This window comes from Pseudomonas nitroreducens TX1 (assembly GCF_000313755.1).
In the GTDB taxonomy this organism is placed as follows: domain Bacteria; phylum Pseudomonadota; class Gammaproteobacteria; order Pseudomonadales; family Pseudomonadaceae; genus Pseudomonas; species Pseudomonas nitroreducens_A.
Window position 1 is genome coordinate 122,552 of sequence record NZ_AMZB01000118.1, and the last position, 17,512, is coordinate 140,063.

The following is a 17,512-nucleotide window of genomic DNA, read 5'->3' on the forward strand; positions in this document are numbered from 1 at the left end:
CTGCGCTACAGGACCGCGCGGCTGCGTCGCGCGCGCGTGAGCGCCATGCTCGGCGCCATGACTGACTATGCCGAACTCGCCCGCCTCATCGAGAACCTGATCCGCATCGGCACCATTGCCGAAGTCGACCTGATCAAGGCGCGCGTCCGCGTACAAACCGGCGACCTGCTTACCGGCTGGTTGCCATGGCCAGCTGCACGCGCCGGAGACGACCGCGAGTGGGACCCTCCTACGGTCAATGAGCAGGTAGTGTTGCTCAGCCCCTCCGGTCAGTTGGCCAATGGAGTCGCAATCCTCGGCGTGTTCAGCGATGCACACCCCGCCAACGGTGACCGCGCCAAGCTTCACCGCCGCACCTACTCAGACGGCGCCGTGATCGAGTACGACAGCCAGGCGCACCATCTACGCGCCCATCTTCCAGGCGGAGGGAGCACAGAGCTGATCAGCGACGGCGGCGTGCACATCGTCGGCGACATCACCCTTGATGGCGACCTCATCCAGACCGGCAACCAGCACGTAACCGGCAACGTCGAGGTCACCGTCGACGTCGTCACCGCTGGCATCAGCCTGGTGCACCACGTACACGGCGGCGTGCAGATCGGCGGCAGCAACACGGGAGCTCCGAAATGAACCGCATCACCGGCAGCAGCCTCGGCACGATCGAGCACATTCGGCAGAGCATCGCCGACGTGCTCATGACCCGCATCGGTACCCGCTGCATGCGCCGCGAATACGGCAGCCAGCTGCCTGACCTGGTCGACCAGCCCTTCAACGACGCCACGCGCCTGCGCGTCTACGCCGCCACGGTCATGGCGCTGATGCGCTGGGAGCCGCGCATTCGCATCAGCCGCGTGCAGTTCACCGGAGTGAGCCTGCAAGGCCGCGTGGTGCTGCTGCTCGAGGGAACCCTCGTCGACAGCAACGAACGGCAGAACATCAGCATTCCGCTCAGCCTGGGGGCCGCATGAGCACGACTTTTAGCGCCATTGATCTGAGCCAGCTGCCAGTTCCCCAAGTGGTCGACTCGATCGACTTCGAGACCATCCTCGCCGAGCGCAAGGCGTACCTGGTCAGCCTCTATCCGGCAGATCAGCAAGCAGAGATCGCCGCGCGACTGGAGCTGGAGTCGGAGCCCCTCACCAAGCTGCTCGAGGAAAACGCCTACCGCGAGGTCATCTGGCGGCAGCGGGTCAATGAGGCGTCGCTCGCCAACATGCTGGCCTATGCCTCGGGCAGCGACCTTGAGCAGCTCGCCGCCAACTACAACGTCAAGCGCCTGGTCGTAACGCCAGGCGACGCGACTGCCGTTCCACCAGTCGCCGAGGTCCTCGAGGACGACGACAGCTTGCGCGAACGCGCCCAGATGGCCTGGGAGGGGTTGAGCACTGCCGGGCCACGGAACAGCTACATCTTCCACGCTCGCGCCGCAGATGGCCGCGTCGCCGATGCATCGGCGGTCAGCCCGTCGCCCGCGGTGGTGGTGGTTACCGTCCAGGGCAACACCGTGGACGGCAGTGCGCCTGCTGACCTGGTCGCTGTGGTGAAAACCTACCTCAGTGACGACGACCGTAGGCCGGTCGCCGACCGCCTTACCGTACAGGCGGCGACCGTAGTCCCCTACAGCATCACCGCCACCTTGTACCTGCAGAGCGCCGGCCCTGAGTCCGAGCCGATCCTTGATGCAGCGGAAACCGCGTTGCTGGCCTACGTGCACCAACGCCGCCGGCTGGGCATGGAAGTGTCAGAGTCAGCCGTCCATGCTGCGCTGCACGTCGAGGGCGTGCGCAAGGTCGAGCTGGTCGGCTGGGCTGACATCGTCGCCACCGAGGCCCAGGCACCCTACTGCACCGCAGTTCACCTGTCCGTGGGTGACGACTGATGGGGGCCTTCTACCCGCTGCTGCCAGGCAACTCCACCCAACTGGAGCGCCTGGCCGCTCAGGCCCTCGCCGAGATTCAGCGCGTGCCGATCCCGCTGCGCAAGCTGGTCAACCCCGACACCTGCCCGGTGAAACTGCTGCCGTACCTGGCCTGGGCCTTCTCGGTCGACCGCTGGGATAGCACCTGGCCCGAGGCCGCGAAGCGCTCGGCGATCCGCTCCGCCTACTTCATCCACTCCCGCAAGGGCACCATCGGCGCCCTTCGCCGCGTGGTGGAACCGCTCGGCTACCTGATCGAGGTCCGCGAGTGGTGGCAGCTCACCCCCCAGGGCGTCCCAGGCACCTTCGCCCTGGTCGTCGGCGTTCTTGAGGCGGGCATCACCGACGAGATGTACGCCGAGCTCACCTGGCTGATCGACGATGCCAAGCCGCTCACCCGCCATCTGATCGGGCTCGACATCAGCCTCGAAGTGCAAGGGCGAGTGCCAGTCACCGCCGGCCACTACGACGGCGACACCCTGACCGTCTACCCCTACCTCCCCGACACGATCGAGGTCACCGGCACGCTTGGCATGCCGGGCCGCGAACACACCATCGACACTGTGAGCGTCTACCCATGGCAGTGACCTATTACGCACTTCTCACCAACGTCGGCGCGGCCAAGCTGGCCAACGCTGCCGCCCTCGGCACTACCCTACAGATTACCCAGATGGCCGTGGGCGACGGCGCCGGCAACGTCCCGGTCCCCGATGCCAACCGCACCGCCCTGGTCAATGAAGTGCGCCGCGCGCCGTTGAATCAACTCAAGATCGACCCGAGCAACGCCTCACAGGTCATCGCCGAACAGGTCATCCCGGAGACGGTGGGAGGCTGGTGGATTCGGGAAATCGGCCTGCTGGACAACACCGGGGCGCTGATCGCCATCGCCAACTGCGCGCCGTCCTACAAGCCGCAGCTCGCCGAGGGCAGCGGACGCACCCAGACCGTGCGCATGGTGCTCATCGTCAACAACACCGGGGCTGTCGAGCTGAAGATCGACCCCAGTGTCGTGCTGGCCACGCGCGAGTACGTCGACACCGCCATTGTGACTGCGATCAACCGCCAGGACGCGAAGGCGTCCGTGCGGGCGGCCACCACCGCGAGCATCGCGCTCAACGGCCTGCCCACTGTGGATGGCGTGGTGCTGGTAGCGGGTGATCGGGTGCTGGTGAAGAACCAGGCGACCGGAAGTCAGAACGGCATCTATGTCGCCGCGGCGGGAGCCTGGGCGCGCAGCGCGGACGCTGACGAAAACGCCGAAGTAACGCCCTCTCTCACTGTCTCGGTGGAAAGCGGCGCCATCCAGGCCGACACAGTCTGGCAGCTCATCACCGATGCCCCCATCGTGGTGGGTACAACCGCCCTGGTATTCCAGGACATTACCAACGGCCTCGCCCGACTCGCCTCGCCTGCCCTCACCGGCACACCGACTGCTCCAACCGCTGCACCTGGGACCAACACCCAGCAACTAGCTACCGCCGCCTTCGTCGCGGCTGCCGTTGCACCTCTGGCGCCAACGGCCTCGCCGCTGTTCACCGGAGATCCCAAAGCGCCGACGCCGGCCCAGTTTGACAACGACACCTCGCTCGCCACGACGGCCTTTGTGCAGCGTGCGCTGGGCTCGTTCGCTGGCTATGGGAGCGTCGTAGCGTCTCGAAACATGGTGCTCGATGACATCGGCAAGGCGCTGTTCGTTGCGGCCGGGAGCTTTAACTACACCATGCCAACGCCGGCCAGCCTGGGTCTAATTGCCGGTGCAGCTGTCACGATCTTCACGACACTTTCGACACTCACGATCCTCCCGGGTGCAGGTGCCCAGCTGAACCATATTTCCACAGGCGGAGTGGCATCGATTGCGGTCCTGGCAGGACAAAGCATCACCATGGTGGCGGTGACCGACACCACCTGGCAGAGCGTGCAGTCAACCTGCGGACTCGGGAAGAACGCTGATTTCGGCGCGAGTCTGGCAGCCAATGGTTACCAGAAGCTACCCGGTGGTTTGATCATGCAATGGGGCATGGTGCCTTGCCCGGCCAACTACACCGCCGGCACCGCCGTGGCCTTCACCCTGCCAATTGCATTCCCCAACCAGGTGCTTTGGGTGACTGCTTCGAACACCGGCACCAACCTCTTCACGACGCCCACGCAAGTAGCAGCAGGCCTGACTACCGGTCAGATCGTTTGGGGAACCAGCATGGCGACCGCCGCAAGCTTACAAGCGTCCTATATCGCCTTTGGGAGATAACCAATGAGCATCTTCTTCAGCCCCTCTCGCTGCGGCTTTTTTGACTCCGCCATTCATTACGGCGAAATTCCTGACGACGCGGTAGAGATTTCCTACACCCGCCACGCCGAGCTGTTGGAGGGCCAAAGCCTCGGGAAGCGCATTGTAGAAGGCGCCGATGGCGCGCCCGAACTTGTCGACATCATCCCGGATAGCTCGCCTGCAACAATCGCTCGGTTGATTGCAGATCGTCGCTTCGAGGCAGAAACCGCCGGTATCGTCGTCAACGGCATGCCGTTAGACACCGGCCGCGACAGCCAGGCCCTGGTCACCGGCGCCGCGCTGGCGGCTGTGATCGACTCGGCGTACAGCTGCCAATGGAAAACGGTTGAGGGCTTCATCGACCTGGACGCGCAGCAGATCATCGCTATCGCCAGCGCCATGCGCGCCCATGTGCAGGCCTGTTTCGACCGCGAAGCCGCACTGCTCGATGCGCTGGCGGCAGGCACCTACACCGACGACCAGCTCGACCAGGGCTGGCCGGCATGAGCCGCTTCCTGACAGCCCTGCAGGTTGAACTGCAGGGCGACCGCAAGACCTGGAAGCTGCTGAGCGAGTTCGTCTACGAGGACGCTGAGCACGGGCGCATTGCCGTCGCCCGAGGCTTCGAAACGGACTTCGCCAGCGTGCCGCGCCTGCCGGTCGTCTTCGACCTGGTCGGCGCCTATGGCCACGCCGCTGCCACCTTGCACGACTGGCTCTACTCCAGCGGCCTGGTGCCGCGTAAGAGCGCTGACCGGATATTCCGCGAGGCACTGCGTGCGACCGGCATAGCCCGGTGGCGGGCCTGGCTCATGTGGGCCGGCGTTCGCCTCGGCGGCTCATCGCACTACCGCGACCCCGATTCCTTCTGACGTCGCCCTGTAGCGCCTGCCGCTACAGGGTGACCCGCTCGCCCCGGCCGCGCGCGCGCGGCAGCCTGTGCACTGTCATCCACCCGTACAGGCACAGGCCCATGCCCGACCAATATCATCACGGTGTGCGCGTCGTTGAGAAGAACGACGGCATCCGCCCGATCCGCACCGTCAGCACTGCCGTCATCGGCCTGGTAGCCGTCGCTGAAGACGCCGACGCCGACTTCTTCCCGCTCGACGAAGCCGTACTGATCACCAACGTCCAAGCCGCTGTCGGCAAAGCCGGCACCAACGGCACCTTGGCGGCGACTCTGCAGGCGATCGCCGACCAGACCAATGCCTTCACCATCGTCGTGCGCGTCGCGAAAGGCGAGGACGATGCCGCCACCACCAGCAACCTAGTGGGCACCACCACTGCCGATGGCAAGTACACCGGCATGAAGGCCCTGCAGAGTTCCAAGCAGAAGTTCGGCTTCAGCCCGCGCATTCTCGGTGTGCCTGGCCTGGATAGCCTGCCGGTGGCCACTGCCCTGGTCGCGCTGGCCCAGAAGCTCCGTGCATTCGCCTACGTCTCCGCCTATGGCGCCAAGACCAAGGAAGAAGCCACCACCTACCGCGAGGGTTTCGGCGCCAGGGAAGTGATGGTCATCTGGCCGGAGTTCCAGCGCTGGGACACCACCACCAACACGACCGTCACCGCGCCTGCCGTCGCCCTGGCCCTGGGCCTGCGCGCGAAGATCGACCAGGAAGTCGGCTGGCACAAAACCCTGTCCAACGTCGCCGTCAACGGCGTGACCGGCATCAGCGCCGACGTCTACTGGGACCTGCAAAGCACCGCCACCGACAGCGACTACCTCAATGAGGCCGACGTCACCACGCTGATCAACGAAAGCGGTTACCGCTTCTGGGGTTCGCGCACCTGCTCGGAAGACCCGCTCTTCGCCTTCGAGAACTACACCCGCACCGCCCAGGTGCTGGCGGACACCATGGCCGATGGGCACTTCTGGGCTGTCGACAAGCCCATGCACCCGACCCTGGTGCGCGACATCATCGAAGGGCTGAAAGCCAAAGGACGCGAAATGGTCGCCAATGGCTACCTCATGGGCTTCGACGCCTGGTACGACGAGAGCCTCAACGATGCCACCACGCTCAATGCCGGCAAGCTGAAGGTCAGCTACGAATACACGCCGGTACCGCCGCTGGAAGACCTGGAGTTCCAGCAGAAAATCACCGACACGTATCTGGTCGACTTCGCCAGCCGTATCAACGCCTGATCCCGCGCCCTCCCCTGCGCGGGAGGGTTTGCGCTGAACCTCGGAGAGCCCAGCCATGGCCATGCCGCGCAAACTCAAGAATATGAACCTCTTCAACGACGCCAACAGCTACCTCGGCGTGTCGAAAGCGGTCACCCTGCCCAAGCTGGCCCGCAAGATGGAGTCGTACCGCGGCGGCGGTATGAACGGCCCGGTGGAAGCTGACCTCGGCTTCAGCGACGACGGCATCATCGTCGAGTTCACCCAGGGCGGCCTGGACGTGATCGGCATCAAGCAATTCGCCGCTGCCAGCGCGACTGCCGTGCCTCTGCGCTGGGCCGGTGCCTACCAGCAGGACGATACCGGCGAAGTCACCGCGGTGGAGGTCGTTGCCCGCGGCCGAGTGAAGGAAATCGACATGGGCGATGCCAAGCCCGGCGAGGACACCGAGCACAAGTTCACGATCACCTGCAGCTACTACAAGCTCATCGTCGGCGGCGAGGAAATCGTCGAGATCGACCTGCTCAACTTCATCGAAAAGGTCGACGGCAAGGACATGCTCGCCGAGCAACGCAAAGCCATCGGCATCTGACCTTCGCACCACCTTTGCGGCCGAGTAGGTGCCAGGGATGGCGCCGCCGGCCGCACCTTTTTCAAACCAAGGAGCCCTCATGAACGATCTCGACACTCAAGCCGCCGCCCAGCTCGAAGCCCCGCTGGAAGAAACCATTCCAGACAACGTCGTGGTGCTCGACACCCCAATCAAACGCGGCACCGCGGAAATTGACCGCCTCACCCTGCGCAAGCCGCAGTCGGGCGAGCTGCGCGGGCTGCAAATGGCCACCCTGCTGCAAATGGACGTGCAGAGTCTCATCAAGCTGCTGCCGCGCATCAGCAGTCCCGCCGTCACCGAGGCAGAAGTCACTGCAATGGAGCCGGCCGACCTGCTCGCCTGCGGCGCCAAGGTGAGCGATTTTTTGCTGCAGAAGCGGGTGCGAGCGGCCTACCTGCTCGGGTAGAGGACGCCATGGCTGACCTGGCCGTGGTCTTTCACTGGGCGCCGGCCGACATGGACCGGCTGTCCATCTCGGAACTGATGGAATGGCGTGAGCGCGCCCGGGTAAGGAGCTCCACCGATGGCGAATGACCTGCAGTTGCGCGTGCTGCTCAACGTGATCGACAAGGCCCTCGGGCCATTGAAGCGGATCACCCAGGGCAGTGGCGCCACGGCCAAGTCGCTAAAGGCCGCCCGTGAGCGGATCAAGGAGCTCAACGCCACCCAAGCCGACACCAGCGCCTGGCGAACCCAGCGAGCTGCACTCGAGCAGACCAGCCGCGCCATGGATGCCAACCAGGCGAAGATCGCCAGTCTCGCCCGCTCCATGAATGCGGCGGGCCCTCCCACCAGGGCGATGACGCGCGAGTATCAGCGCGCGATCCGCGAATCCCAGCGCCTGAAGCAGCAGCACGACAGCCAGAGCCAGGCCGTGCAGGCGCTACGCGGGCGCCTGGCCGCCGCCGGCATCGACACCCGCAAATTCCAGGAAGGTGAGCGCGCACTGAGCAAGCAGATCGCCGCCACCAACGCCACGATCAGCGAGCAGGGACGCAGGCTGCAGGAGGTCAATCGACGCCAGCAGGCCATGGCCAAGGCGCGTGGCGACCTCGATCGCGCTCAGCGCTTGGCCGGAGGCATGGCTGCCGGCGGTGCCGCTGCTCTGGGCGTGGGCTACGCCGCCAGCCGCCCGCTGAACGCCGCGGTTCAGGCATTCGCCCCCAACGAAGACGCTGCTACCCAGCTCAAGGCGTCGATGATGCAGGCAGACGGGAGCGTGCCGGCTGAGTTCCAGAAGATCACTGACCTCGCAACCCAGCTCGGCGACAAGCTCCCGGGCACCACCGCCGACTTCCAGAACATGATGACCATGCTGCGCCGCCAGGGCCTGAGCGCGCAGTCGATCCTGGGCGGTACCGGCGAGGCTGCCGCCTACCTGGGCGTTCAGTTGCAGATGCCGGTGGAAGCCGCCGCCGAGTTCGCGGCAAAGATGCAGGACGCTACCCGCACGTCCGAGAAGGACATGATGAAGCTGATGGACAGCATCCAGCGGGCCTACTACCTCGGGGTAGACCCCACCAACATGCTGCAGGGCTTCAGCAAGATTTCCCCGGCCATGGACATTCTCAGGAAACAAGGCCTGGAGGCCACTGAGGCCTTCACCCCGCTGCTGGTCATGATGGACCAGGCCGGCCTGGAGGGCAGCGCCGCGGGCAACGCCTTCCGCAAAATCTTCCAAGGCTCGCTGAACGTCGACAAGATCAAAGACGTCAACGAAATGTTCCAGATGCGCGGCTCGAAAATCCGCTTTGACTTCAGCGACGGCAAGGGCGAGTTCGGCGGCATGGAAAAGCTGTTCGCCCAACTGGACCAGCTTAAGACGCTGAGCACCGAAGACCGTCTCATGGTCACCAAAGACCTGTTCGGCGACGACAGCGAGACGCTCACCACCCTCAACACCCTCATGAACAAGGGGCTGGCCGGCTACCGCGAGGTCGCGGACAAGGTCAAGGCTCAGGCCGACCTGCGCACCCGCGTCGACTCCCAACTCAAGACGCTGGCCAACACCTGGGAGGCCGCCCAGGGCAGCTGGACCAACGCTATGGCGGAGTTCGGCGCTGCCGTCGCCCCTGAGCTGAAGGAGCTGATCAACTGGGTCGGCGACCTCGCCAACAAGATCGGCACCTGGGCGCGAGAGAACCCGCGCCTGGCCGGCGGCCTGTTGAAGATCGTCGCGGTGATTTCCGGGCTCGCCTTCGCTGGTGGCGCACTGGCGGTTACGCTCGGCGGCCTCGTCGGGCCCCTGGCGGTGATCCGCTACGGCATGGCCATCCTTGGCGTTGCAACCAATGCCGCGCTCTGGCCCATCCTGGCGGTGATTGCTGCGGTAGTTGCCCTGGCCGCTGCGGCCTACCTGATCTACGCCAACTGGGACAAAGTGAAGGCTTACTTCAGCGGTCTCTGGCAGGAGTTTCAGACCGATGCCAATAGCGGTATTGGAGGTATTGCCCGCCTCATCCTCAACTTCAGCCCGCTGGGCTTGTTCTACCGCGCTTTCGCGGGAGTGATGGGGTATTTCGGGATCGAACTGCCGGGCCGGTTCAGTGAGTTCGGTAGCATGATCCTCGACGGACTCATCAACGGCATCAGCTCGAAGATCAGCGAAGTCAGGACCTACGCTCTGACCCTGTGGCAGGAACTCCAAACGGATGCCAATAACGGGGTCGGCGGGATGGCCAGAGCTATTCTGAACTTCACCCCGCTGGGCCTGTTTTACCGAGCCTTCGCGGGTGTGATGAGCTACTTCGGCGTGGAGCTGCCCGGCAAGTTCACCGAGTTCGGCAGCATGATCCTCGACGGCCTCATCAACGGCATCACCTCGAAGCTCGGCGCCCTCAAGGACGCGATCGGCAACATGGGCGACTCCACCATCGCCTGGTTCAAGGAGAAGCTGGACATCCACTCGCCAAGCCGCGTCTTCGCGGAGCTGGGGGGCTTCACCACCGCCGGCCTCGCCCTTGGCATCACCAAGGGCCAGAGCGAGCCCTTGAGCGCTATCAACGAGATGGGCAAGCGACTCGCCGCGGCCGGCGCCCTGGTACTGGGCGGCGCTGGATCGGCCGTGGCCATCGACGAGCGCCCACCGATCAGCGCAGCTTCGACGGCGCCAACGATCATGGGCGACACCTACCAGATCACCATCCAGGCTGGCCCAAGCACCGATATAGCCGGATTGCGCCGCATGCTCGAGCAGATGCTCGATGAGCGTGAACGCAACAAGGCCGCGCGCGTGCGCTCCCGCCTGGGTGACCGGGAGTAACCGACCATGATGATGTCCCTGGGCATGTTCGTCTTCAGCCTGCACACCCTCGCCTATCAGGAACTCCAGCAGGACACCGAGTGGCGCCACCCTTCCACAAACCGCGTCGGAGCAGGTCCTGCGCACCAGTTCGTCGGTCGCGGCGAGGACACCATCAAGCTGCCCGGCATCCTGCTGCCGGAACTGGCCGGAAGCATGCTCAGCCTCGACGCCCTGCGACAGATGGCGGATACCGGCAAGGCCTGGCCCCTGGTAGAGGGCAACGGGCGAATTCGGGGCCTGTGGGTGATCGAGAAGATCACCGAGACCAGGGCCCTGTTCTTCCCCGATGGCGCCCCGCGGCGCATTGAATTTAGCCTCGAGCTCAAGCGCATCGACGACGGCCGCGTCGACCTGCTCGGCGCCCTTACCGGCAGCGCCGGCAGCATCCTGCGGGCGGTCCTGTGAGCCTGGCCGACAGCGCCATTGGCTACGTCCGCAGTGTCGCCGACGACTACTTGCGCGAAGCCAACTACCCCGTGCCGATCTTCCGCCTCAGCGTCGACGGCGCCGATATCGCTCAATTGATTAGCCCCCGGCTCATCACCCTGGAGCTGACCGACAACCGCGGCATCGAGGCCGACCAGCTGAGCATCAGCCTCAGCGACCATGACGGCCTGCTATCCATCCCCCCGAAAGGCGCCGTGCTGCGCCTGTGGCTCGGCTGGAGTGACACAGGCCTGGTGGATAAAGGCACCTACACCGTCGACGAGCTCGAGCACAGCGGCGCACCGGACCTGCTCGGCATCCGCGCGCGCAGCGCGGACCTGCGCAAGGCGTTGAAGGTGAAGCGCGAGCGCAGCTGGAGCGACACCACCCTCGGCCAGGTACTGACCGACGTCGCGCAACGCAACCAGCTCGACCTGCGCATCACCGACGACCTGAAGCAACTGGTTATTCCCCAGCTGGACCAGGCCAACGAATCCGACGCCAACCTGTTGACCCGCCTGGGCGAAGATTTCGACGCCGTGGCCACCGTCAAGGCCGGCTGCCTGGTGTGCATGCCGGCGGGCGGCGGCAAGAGTGTCAGCGGGCTGGCCCTGCCGCACATCACCCTGGTGCGCGCAGATGGGGATGGCCACCGCTACCTGCTGGCCGATCGCGACAGCTACGACGGCGTGCGCGCCTACTACTACGACGTCAACAGCGCCAAGAAGCAGGAAGCCATCACCGGCAGCGGCGACAACCTGAAGAACCTGCGGCACACCTACAGCGATCGGCAGAGCGCCCTGCGCGCGACGCGCTCGGAATGGCGACGGATTCAACGCGGCAGCGCCACGCTCAGCTACAGCCTGGCGCGAGGCCGCGCCGACCTGATCCCGGAACTCACCTACAGCCTGCAGGGCGTGAAACCCGAGATCGACGCCATCGTCTGGTACGGCGGCAATATCCAGCACCGCCTGAGCGCCGATGAGGGATTCGTCACCAGCCTCGAGCTGGAGAGCAAGCTACCCGAGGACCTGGTCGAAGACCTGGCCACCGACGAGCGCGGCGACTACACCGGCATCGTCGCGTTCTACCGCGACAGCAAGACCGGTACCGAGAAGAAAGTCACCGAGGGCGACCAGACCCGGCCGCGCCGCCTGCGGCACCTGTACGTGAACCAGAAGAATGCGCAGCGCGCTGCAGCGCGTGAGTGGAAGCGGTTGCAGGCTGAGTCTGCATCCTGAAGCGAAAAGCCCCCGGTGAAACACCGGGGGCCCGCTCAGTTTTCCAGTTCCGTGAGCGCCACCAGGCCATCCATCAACCTGAATACCGCCGCCTGATCGACCGGCTTCAAGCGCCGGAAGCCGCGCAACAGCGACAGCTCAAGGGCATTCAGTCGATCGGTCTGCGGGGGCTTCTGAGTGACAGCGGGGGCCGGCAGTTTGCGTTGCTCCATGGTTCGTACTCCCTCACATCCTCGGGCGCCCGCCGGCACCTTGCCGACGTCCTACCGCCCGGGGGGAGCGACCCATTCTCAGCATGCTGCGGCGTGCCACCAGCCAGGCGGCACGTCCAATCGTCTAGCTATCCGATTAGCGGAAGGTGAGCAGGCAGTAGTCGCCCGTGCAGCTTCCGCGCAGCTCCAGGTTGCTCAGCAAGCTCTTACCCCGGAAGACCTCGCCGCCAACGGCCTGGGCGACCTCATGACCGTCGCCACCGCTCAGCGCCGCCACGGCCTTGGTTGCCAGCTCGCGGTTCTGCTTCACCTGCTCAGCCACATCGGCGGCGTCGGTGTTGACCCACGCCACATTCAGGCGATCGCAGCGGAACTCGACCGTGACGCCGACGACCTTGTTCAGGAACTTGTAGCGGGTGAGGTTACAGCCGTCGTCCTTCTCGACCTTCTTCTCGACAGGCTTGCCTAGGGTCTTGAGCAGATCGGCCTCGTTGACCTGGCTGACGTCGGCACTGGCCGACAGGGCGAGCATTGCGGCGGGGACTGCGAACAGAGTGCGGATGATGGTGCGCATGGTTCCTCCCTGGAACAGATAAGCGAAGGTCAGTCCGTGCCGGGGAAACCACCCGCCAACGCCATGGCGTGAGCCATACGCTCGAAGCTTGGGCGGTCTATCTCGGGAATCTGGCGGAAGTACGAGAGCAGGCGCTGCTCACTTTCTGAAATGGCGAGGCCGTCGTTCCCAGCGCGGATCGCGGTCAGGACATACCCACAGTCCACTCCCGCAACTTCCAGCGCTTTCAGGTAGCGCACATCCGGCGAACTGGACTCCAGTTCATAGGCCTTTTGTGTTCCCCGACTCACCCCGCCCAGGGCGCCGAAGTCAGTCTGATTCAGCGAAAGACGCTCGCGCTCTTCCCGCAGGCGAACGCCCACCCCGTCAGCAATGACCATTTTTTTGCTCAATCCAGTTGACTTGAACAGTTTTCTGCTCAAGAATTCCGACACGTAAACACGAACAAACACAGACGAACACACTATGCCCGCCCTCCTTACACCCGAGCAAGCACGCCAGAACCTAGACCGTGAAGGTGTCAGCATCGCTGAGTTCTGTCGGTTGCATTCGTTGAACAAAAATTTGGTCAGCGACCTTTTGAATGGACGCAAGAAAGGCCGACGGGGCCAAGCACACCGCGCTGCGGTCCTGCTCGGCATCAAAGACGGCGTGATTTCACAGTAGTGGCAGCGGCCCCGGGGGAAAACCAGAAGATGAAACGCAACTTCCTAGACAGCCGCCGCAAGGTCGTCCAAGCCATCATCGGGGCCTTTCCTGGTGGTCGCGAGTGTGCCGCTGCCCGCCTGGGCATGGACCTCAAGAAGTTCGACAACCACGCCTACGAGTCCGCCGGCAGCCGCCCGCTCACCGACGAGCAACTGCTCGTGCTCGAGCAGGACGCCGGCACCCACTACCTGCCGGACTACATCGCCCACCTGTACGGCGGCATGTTCGTCGCCCTGCCGGACCCTGAGACGGTCGACAACGTCGATCTGTACAGCCGTTCCGTGCGCGCCTCGGTGAAGCGTGGCGCGGTTGACCTCATCATCGAGAAGGCCCTCGAAGACGGCGTGATCGAGGACGACGAGGCGAGGCTAATTCTCAAAGCCCACGCCGACTACCTGGCGGAGCGTCACGGCGAGGTGCTGGCCGTGATCACCGTGCACAGCGACGGGAGCAAGGCATGAGCGTCTACAAGCTGGTGTGCCCCGCCTGTGGCGGCAAGCTGCGTATCCGCAACAGCGAGGGCGAGAGCCCCATCTGCCGGAGTATCTGGGGTCAGTGCATGAATGTCGCCTGTGGCGCGACCTTCGCCGGCTCGCAGTCCTGGGACTACGAACTCAGCCCGTCCGGGCTGGACAAGCCACGGGTGCAGTTGCCTGTTGCCCCTTCGGTTACACGGATGAAGGCCCTGCGCGAAGCCCGCGCCAAGTCCGATCAGTTGGACCTGCTCGACACCCTGCCCATGGAGGCCACGGCATGAACCCGCAGCCGATCAATGCTGATGATTACCGCACCTTCATGCAGTCCGCCGCGTTCGCCTACCTGGAGCGGCACCGTGCCCAGTATCTGACGGGTGACGACCAGCTCTTCACCGCGTGCGTGCAGCACCTGGTCAACGCGCTGGACGTCCCGGTGTTCCTCTCCCAGCAGCTCTGCCAGCTCGCCTGGAACGACCACTTCAGCGCGCCGTGCTTCGACATGGTCGACCGAGACATGGGGCTTGGAGGCGTTGCGACGCGCCTGAGCACCCTGCGCCGAATCATCGAACGCCCCGAACACCCCTGACCTACCCACTCCCAGTCCACGCCTTGCGTGGGTTTGGGCAAGTTACGCCCTGATTTCGAGGTATCCGCCATGAATGGCGACATTTCCATCACCGTCACGGTCGATCAGCAGCAGGCGCAGAGCTACCTGACCTGGCTGGTTCGCCAGTACGAACTGGCCATGGCTGAGTTCTGGTTCGACGATCGCTACCGCTTCACCCCGCAGGGCTTCCGGGCAAAGCGCATCTTCGAGGACCACCCGCACATCGTCGGCCTGGTGCGCAGCGTGCGCGAGCTGCGCAGCCAACTCAAAGGGCTGCCGGCATGAAGGACATGGATAACGTGCTGCGGCAGGAAGTCCTCGGCAAGCTCGAGCAGCAGTTCGGGCTGAAGCCCATGAAGGGCACCAAGTACATGCGCAAGGGCGAGTGCCCGGCCTGCCTGAAGAAGGAGCTGTTCACCCTCTCGGATAACCCCTGGTTCATCCGCTGCGGACGCGAGAGCAAGTGCGGCGAGAGCTGGCACATCAAGGAGATTTTCCCCGAACTGTTCGACGACTGGAGCAAGCGCGCGCCGTCGACCGACAAGGAGCCGGAGGCCTCAGCGAAGGCCTACCTCACCCACGCCCGCGGCTTCGACCTGAAGCTCATCGAGGGCTGGTACACCCAGGAACGCTACTGGGACCGCGACCTCAACATTGGTAGTGCCACGGTGCGCTTTGCGCTGGCCAAGGGCGGCTACTGGGAGCGTCTGATCGACCAGCCCCACCGCTTCGGAAAGAAGAAGGCTCGCTTCAAGACCGGCGAGAGCCCACGCGGCGTGTGGTGGTGCCCGCCCTGCATTGACCTGCTCGAGGTGAAAGAGCTGTGGATCGTCGAGGGCATCTTCGACGCGATCGCGCTGTTGCATCACGGCCTGGCGGTCGTGTCCGCCATGAGCTCCAACGCCTTCCCCGAGCAGTCGCTGCGGGAGCTGGCGGCCATGCGCGGCGGCAAGCTGCCCAAGCTCATCTGGGCCCTGGATAACGAGCCCGGGGCGCACTACTACACCCGTCGCCATGTGAAGGAAGCCCGCGCCCTGGGCTACGTGTGCGAAGCCGCGCAGATCACCCAGCGCGGCAACCGCAAGATCGACTGGAACGACCTTCACCAGCGCTGGATGTTCATCGACGACACCGCCGAGCGTGCGAAGCAGATCGAGAAGGACCTCAAGTCGGCCCGCCATGAGGGCGCCCTGTTAATCGCAGACAGCGCCGCGGACAAGGCGCTGCTGATGTACGACTGGAGCAAGCGCGGCGAATTCCATTTCCGGTTCGGCAACCGCCTGTACTGGTTCAAGCTCGACATTGAGAAGTTCAACCGCGCTATGCAGCTCCTCGAGGGCAGCGAGAACCACGACGACCAGCTGCTCAACCAGAAGCAGATGCGCGACAAGGCCTTGCAGGAGGCCGGCGGCGTGGTGGAAATCGCCAACTGCTACCCCCAGGCCCTGTACTTCCAGCGCAACGAGGTCACCGACGAGAGCTGGTACTACTTCCGCGTCGACCGCCCCGATGACGAGCCGGTGAAGAACACCTTCACCAGCGCCCAGGTGGCCGCTGCCAGCGAGTTCAAGAAGCGTCTGCTGGGCGTTGCCGCAGGTGCGATCTACACCGGCAGCGGCAACCAGCTGGACCAGATCATGAAGCTCCAGCTGACCGGCCTGAAGACCGTAGCCACCATCGACTACCTGGGCTACAGCCGCGAATACCAGTGTTACGTCCTGGGCGATGTGGCAGTGCGCGGCGGCGTTCTGGAAAAGGCCAACGCCGAGGACTACTTCGAGTTCCAGAAGCTGCGCCTGAAGACCCTGCAGCGCTCCATCAAGCTACAGATCGGCACCGACGATAAGGAATACAAAGGCCAGTGGCTCGACTGGCTGTGGATTTGCTTTGGCAGCAAGGGCCTCATCGCCCTGGCGTTCTGGTTCGGTTCGCTGTTCGCCGAGCAGATTCGCGCGGAGTTCCAGTCGTACCCCTTCCTGGAAGCCACAGGCGAGGCCGGCGCCGGCAAGTCAACGCTGATCACGTTCCTCTGGAAGCTGCTGGGCCGCGCCGACGAGGAAGGCCAGGACCCGTCGAAGATGACCAAGGCTGGCCTGCGCCGCTGGCTGACCCAGCTCTCGAACATGCCCATGGTGCTGCTCGAGGCCGACCGCAGCGACAACAGCCGCTCCGGCGCTGCCGCCAAGGCCTTCGACTGGGATGAGTTCAAGCCGCTGTTCAACGGCCGCTCCCTGGGTGTAACGGGCCAGAAGACAGCCGGCAACGAAACCTACGAGCCGCCCTTCCGTGGCTCCCTGGTGATGAGCCAGAACGCCACCGTGGTGGCGTCCGAGGCGATCATGACCCGCATCGTGAAGCTGCATTTCACCCGTCCGGACATTACCCGCGAGAGCCAGGCCGCGGCCGACAACCTCAACCACCTGGGCGTGATGGACGTGAGCCACTTCCTGCTCAAGGCAATCCGCGCTGAAGGCAAGGTGTTGGAGTGCTTCCGCGAGCGGATCAAGGTGCACATGGCCACCCTGCGCGGCCTCAAGCAAATCCGCATCGAGCGCCTGATCCTCAACCACGCCATGTTGATGGCCCTGGTCGACGCCCTGCGCCTGGTGGTGCCGCTCACCGACCACCAGCACACCAGCGCTCAGCAGGCCCTGCTCACCATGGCCCTGGAGCGGCAAGCCGCTGTCAACGCCGACGCACCGGAAGTGGCGGAGTTCTGGGAAGTCTTCGAGTACCTGGAGAACACCCATGAAGGCCCGGTGCTGAACCACAGCAAGAAGCCGGAAACCATCGCCATCAACCTCAACGAGTTCGTGAAGCTCGCCGCCGAGCACCGCCAGAAGGTCGCCGACGCCACGACCTTGCGCGACCTGCTGAAGGAATCCCGCCGGCACAAGTTCATCGACTACAAGGCCGTCGACAGCGCCGTGCGCGCTGCGCAGTCCAGCAACAACAGCATGTTCTCGAAGCCCAGCACGGTGAAGTGCTGGGTATTCGAAGCCTGACCAGGGCGCGGCAACGCCCTGTCATCAACCCGAAGGA

The 17,512-nt window shown here is 64.5% G+C and carries 23 protein-coding genes; 20 read left to right on the forward strand and 3 right to left on the reverse strand.

Features of this window, described 5'->3' with window-relative positions:
* The first annotated feature begins 57 nt into the window (after positions 1-57).
* The 14 genes from C167_RS0117420 to C167_RS0117485 all read left to right on the forward strand — a co-directional run bounded on the left by C167_RS0117420 (position 58) and on the right by C167_RS0117485 (position 11,893).
* On the forward strand, positions 58-630 hold the full coding sequence (locus tag C167_RS0117420) for a phage baseplate assembly protein V (RefSeq protein WP_026079129.1): 573 nt from the start codon (positions 58-60) through the stop codon (positions 628-630).
* Positions 627-968, forward strand: a complete 342-nt coding sequence (locus C167_RS0117425; RefSeq protein WP_017519574.1) for a GPW/gp25 family protein — start codon at positions 627-629, stop codon at positions 966-968. The genes C167_RS0117420 and C167_RS0117425 overlap by 4 nt, the downstream gene beginning before the upstream one ends.
* On the forward strand, positions 965-1,879 hold the full coding sequence (locus tag C167_RS0117430; RefSeq protein ID WP_017519575.1) for a baseplate J/gp47 family protein: 915 nt from the start codon (positions 965-967) through the stop codon (positions 1,877-1,879). Before C167_RS0117425 ends, C167_RS0117430 begins: the two co-directional genes overlap by 4 nt.
* Positions 1,879-2,505 carry a phage tail protein I gene (locus C167_RS0117435; protein WP_017519576.1) on the forward strand — a complete coding sequence of 209 codons (627 nt, stop codon included), beginning with the start codon at positions 1,879-1,881 and terminating at the stop codon, positions 2,503-2,505. The genes C167_RS0117430 and C167_RS0117435 overlap by 1 nt, the downstream gene beginning before the upstream one ends.
* Complete coding sequence (locus tag C167_RS33345; RefSeq protein WP_017519577.1) at positions 2,496-4,163, forward strand: phage tail protein; 1,668 nt, start codon at positions 2,496-2,498, stop codon at positions 4,161-4,163. The genes C167_RS0117435 and C167_RS33345 overlap by 10 nt, the downstream gene beginning before the upstream one ends.
* Before the next feature lie 3 nt (positions 4,164-4,166).
* A complete protein-coding gene (locus C167_RS0117445) occupies positions 4,167-4,691 on the forward strand; it encodes a DUF4376 domain-containing protein (protein ID WP_017519578.1) in 525 nt (174 codons plus the stop codon).
* Entirely contained in the window at positions 4,688-5,056 is a 369-nt protein-coding gene (locus C167_RS0117450) for a DUF1353 domain-containing protein (protein WP_017519579.1), read from the forward strand. The genes C167_RS0117445 and C167_RS0117450 overlap by 4 nt, the downstream gene beginning before the upstream one ends.
* 101 nt (positions 5,057-5,157) lie before the next feature.
* On the forward strand, positions 5,158-6,330 hold the full coding sequence (locus C167_RS0117455) for a phage tail sheath protein (protein WP_017519580.1): 1,173 nt from the start codon (positions 5,158-5,160) through the stop codon (positions 6,328-6,330).
* A 55-nt stretch (positions 6,331-6,385) separates the two neighbouring features.
* Positions 6,386-6,901 (forward strand): phage major tail tube protein, encoded by a 516-nt coding sequence (locus C167_RS0117460; RefSeq protein ID WP_017519581.1) that lies wholly within the window; start codon positions 6,386-6,388, stop codon positions 6,899-6,901.
* Positions 6,902-6,980: 79 nt separating this feature from the next.
* Positions 6,981-7,328: a phage tail assembly protein gene (locus C167_RS0117465; protein ID WP_017519582.1), complete on the forward strand. Its 348-nt coding sequence runs from the start codon at positions 6,981-6,983 to the stop codon at positions 7,326-7,328.
* Between the two features lie 8 nt (positions 7,329-7,336).
* Positions 7,337-7,456, forward strand: coding sequence for a GpE family phage tail protein (locus C167_RS33815; RefSeq protein WP_017519583.1), 120 nt, complete (start codon positions 7,337-7,339; stop codon positions 7,454-7,456).
* Entirely contained in the window at positions 7,446-10,184 is a 2,739-nt protein-coding gene (locus C167_RS0117475) for a phage tail tape measure protein (protein ID WP_017519584.1), read from the forward strand. The genes C167_RS33815 and C167_RS0117475 overlap by 11 nt, the downstream gene beginning before the upstream one ends.
* Before the next feature lie 6 nt (positions 10,185-10,190).
* The gene (locus C167_RS0117480; RefSeq protein ID WP_017519585.1) at positions 10,191-10,631 is read left to right on the forward strand and encodes a phage tail protein; all 441 of its coding nucleotides are present in this window, start codon (positions 10,191-10,193) and stop codon (positions 10,629-10,631) included.
* A gap of 2 nt (positions 10,632-10,633) precedes the next feature.
* Positions 10,634-11,893 (forward strand): phage late control D family protein, encoded by a 1,260-nt coding sequence (locus C167_RS0117485; protein WP_026079130.1) that lies wholly within the window; start codon positions 10,634-10,636, stop codon positions 11,891-11,893.
* Positions 11,894-11,928: 35 nt separating this feature from the next.
* Here C167_RS0117485 and C167_RS34550 read toward each other — a convergent pair whose 3' ends face one another.
* The 3 genes from C167_RS34550 to C167_RS0117500 form a co-directional block, all read right to left on the reverse strand.
* Entirely contained in the window at positions 11,929-12,105 is a 177-nt protein-coding gene (locus tag C167_RS34550; RefSeq protein ID WP_017519587.1) for a hypothetical protein, read from the reverse strand.
* A 136-nt stretch (positions 12,106-12,241) separates the two neighbouring features.
* Positions 12,242-12,679: a hypothetical protein gene (locus C167_RS0117495; protein ID WP_017519588.1), complete on the reverse strand. Its 438-nt coding sequence runs from the start codon at positions 12,677-12,679 to the stop codon at positions 12,242-12,244.
* Positions 12,680-12,708: 29 nt separating this feature from the next.
* On the reverse strand, positions 12,709-13,059 hold the full coding sequence (locus C167_RS0117500; protein ID WP_017519589.1) for a helix-turn-helix domain-containing protein: 351 nt from the start codon (positions 13,057-13,059) through the stop codon (positions 12,709-12,711).
* An 85-nt stretch (positions 13,060-13,144) separates the two neighbouring features.
* On the opposite strand from C167_RS0117500, the gene C167_RS33820 reads away from it, so the two are divergent.
* The 6 genes from C167_RS33820 to C167_RS0117525 all read left to right on the forward strand — a co-directional run bounded on the left by C167_RS33820 (position 13,145) and on the right by C167_RS0117525 (position 17,475).
* The gene (locus C167_RS33820) at positions 13,145-13,345 is read left to right on the forward strand and encodes a DNA-binding protein (protein WP_017519590.1); all 201 of its coding nucleotides are present in this window, start codon (positions 13,145-13,147) and stop codon (positions 13,343-13,345) included.
* 29 nt (positions 13,346-13,374) lie between these two features.
* The gene (locus tag C167_RS0117505) at positions 13,375-13,848 is read left to right on the forward strand and encodes a YmfL family putative regulatory protein (RefSeq protein ID WP_017519591.1); all 474 of its coding nucleotides are present in this window, start codon (positions 13,375-13,377) and stop codon (positions 13,846-13,848) included.
* The gene (locus C167_RS0117510) at positions 13,845-14,144 is read left to right on the forward strand and encodes an ogr/Delta-like zinc finger family protein (RefSeq protein ID WP_017519592.1); all 300 of its coding nucleotides are present in this window, start codon (positions 13,845-13,847) and stop codon (positions 14,142-14,144) included. The genes C167_RS0117505 and C167_RS0117510 overlap by 4 nt, the downstream gene beginning before the upstream one ends.
* Positions 14,141-14,449: a hypothetical protein gene (locus tag C167_RS33350; protein WP_017519593.1), complete on the forward strand. Its 309-nt coding sequence runs from the start codon at positions 14,141-14,143 to the stop codon at positions 14,447-14,449. Before C167_RS0117510 ends, C167_RS33350 begins: the two co-directional genes overlap by 4 nt.
* 69 nt (positions 14,450-14,518) lie before the next feature.
* Positions 14,519-14,755: a hypothetical protein gene (locus C167_RS0117520; RefSeq protein ID WP_017519594.1), complete on the forward strand. Its 237-nt coding sequence runs from the start codon at positions 14,519-14,521 to the stop codon at positions 14,753-14,755.
* Positions 14,752-17,475: a toprim domain-containing protein gene (locus C167_RS0117525; protein WP_017519595.1), complete on the forward strand. Its 2,724-nt coding sequence runs from the start codon at positions 14,752-14,754 to the stop codon at positions 17,473-17,475. The genes C167_RS0117520 and C167_RS0117525 overlap by 4 nt, the downstream gene beginning before the upstream one ends.
* Positions 17,476-17,512 lie beyond the last annotated feature (37 nt).

Coding starts and splice junctions, on each gene's coding strand:
- C167_RS0117465 (WP_017519582.1), top strand. CDS start 6,981: ATGAACGATCTCGACACTCAAGCCGCCGCCCAGCTCGAAGCCCCGCTG.
- C167_RS0117510 (WP_017519592.1), top strand. CDS start 13,845: ATGAGCGTCTACAAGCTGGTGTGCCCCGCCTGTGGCGGCAAGCTGCGT.
- C167_RS33820 (WP_017519590.1), top strand. CDS start 13,145: ATGCCCGCCCTCCTTACACCCGAGCAAGCACGCCAGAACCTAGACCGT.
- C167_RS0117430 (WP_017519575.1), top strand. CDS start 965: ATGAGCACGACTTTTAGCGCCATTGATCTGAGCCAGCTGCCAGTTCCC.
- C167_RS0117425 (WP_017519574.1), top strand. CDS start 627: ATGAACCGCATCACCGGCAGCAGCCTCGGCACGATCGAGCACATTCGG.
- C167_RS33350 (WP_017519593.1), top strand. CDS start 14,141: ATGAACCCGCAGCCGATCAATGCTGATGATTACCGCACCTTCATGCAG.
- C167_RS0117450 (WP_017519579.1), top strand. CDS start 4,688: ATGAGCCGCTTCCTGACAGCCCTGCAGGTTGAACTGCAGGGCGACCGC.
- C167_RS0117420 (WP_026079129.1), top strand. CDS start 58: ATGACTGACTATGCCGAACTCGCCCGCCTCATCGAGAACCTGATCCGC.
- C167_RS0117445 (WP_017519578.1), top strand. CDS start 4,167: ATGAGCATCTTCTTCAGCCCCTCTCGCTGCGGCTTTTTTGACTCCGCC.
- C167_RS0117520 (WP_017519594.1), top strand. CDS start 14,519: ATGAATGGCGACATTTCCATCACCGTCACGGTCGATCAGCAGCAGGCG.
- C167_RS0117475 (WP_017519584.1), top strand. CDS start 7,446: ATGGCGAATGACCTGCAGTTGCGCGTGCTGCTCAACGTGATCGACAAG.
- C167_RS0117500 (WP_017519589.1), bottom strand. CDS start 13,059: ATGGTCATTGCTGACGGGGTGGGCGTTCGCCTGCGGGAAGAGCGCGAG.
- C167_RS0117525 (WP_017519595.1), top strand. CDS start 14,752: ATGAAGGACATGGATAACGTGCTGCGGCAGGAAGTCCTCGGCAAGCTC.
- C167_RS33815 (WP_017519583.1), top strand. CDS start 7,337: ATGGCTGACCTGGCCGTGGTCTTTCACTGGGCGCCGGCCGACATGGAC.
- C167_RS0117480 (WP_017519585.1), top strand. CDS start 10,191: ATGATGATGTCCCTGGGCATGTTCGTCTTCAGCCTGCACACCCTCGCC.
- C167_RS34550 (WP_017519587.1), bottom strand. CDS start 12,105: ATGGAGCAACGCAAACTGCCGGCCCCCGCTGTCACTCAGAAGCCCCCG.
- C167_RS0117505 (WP_017519591.1), top strand. CDS start 13,375: ATGAAACGCAACTTCCTAGACAGCCGCCGCAAGGTCGTCCAAGCCATC.
- C167_RS0117495 (WP_017519588.1), bottom strand. CDS start 12,679: ATGCGCACCATCATCCGCACTCTGTTCGCAGTCCCCGCCGCAATGCTC.
- C167_RS0117435 (WP_017519576.1), top strand. CDS start 1,879: ATGGGGGCCTTCTACCCGCTGCTGCCAGGCAACTCCACCCAACTGGAG.
- C167_RS33345 (WP_017519577.1), top strand. CDS start 2,496: ATGGCAGTGACCTATTACGCACTTCTCACCAACGTCGGCGCGGCCAAG.
- C167_RS0117460 (WP_017519581.1), top strand. CDS start 6,386: ATGGCCATGCCGCGCAAACTCAAGAATATGAACCTCTTCAACGACGCC.
- C167_RS0117455 (WP_017519580.1), top strand. CDS start 5,158: ATGCCCGACCAATATCATCACGGTGTGCGCGTCGTTGAGAAGAACGAC.